The 637-nt window shown below is 53.1% G+C and carries 1 protein-coding gene; it reads right to left on the reverse strand.

From position 1 onward, the window contains the following. The coding region (locus AC1DCY_RS27330; protein WP_477355836.1) for a hypothetical protein at positions 1-548 on the reverse strand (548 nt) is incomplete at its 3' end. Between the last annotated feature and the right edge of the window lie 89 nt (positions 549-637).

Genomic DNA, 637 nt, shown 5'->3' on the forward strand with positions numbered 1-637 from the left:
CGGCTGATCCAAGCCAAGAGATGGCGCCATTCAATAGCCTGATCTGTTTCCGGGATGACGCGTGGCGTAACCTTAGCCATCATTGTGTCGGAAAGGTGTTGTATGAATGAGCGGTCTGTATCGCCGGTTTCCTCGACCCATAGCGCATTGATGTCGTCACCTTCCAGAGCAATACCTTCCTTGTAGGTATTGAAATGGCGGAACAGAGTGAATACTTGGTCCTCTACATGCAGAACAGCCGCGACACCACCTTGCGGGAACTCACCGAACAACTCCTCACGCACCTCACTGACGGCCTTGGCTGTATCTCCCAGACACAGACGCAGTAACAGGCATAAAGAGGTCTTGCCAACYCCATGGCCTGCTGCACGTGCTCCAGAGGCACTACCAGCCACCGGTTCCTTAGCCCAGACAATATTCAGGCCACGCTGAAAAGTAACGGTGCGAAGGACGTGTTCAGGACCCGTTTCACGAAAGAGAGTCAGACGCTCGAACCATAAACCTGGACTGCGCCTGACTTCCGGTAATTGCTGGATCAATTCCTGCACCGTTTCGCTCCCTGCTTAGGCTTGTTTGCTTGATTGTTGGCTGATCTGAATTTCTTCGTCACCGGCACCAAGCTGCATCTGTTCCACAG

It is taken from the genome of Lysinibacillus sp. 10T31, from assembly GCF_056394365.1.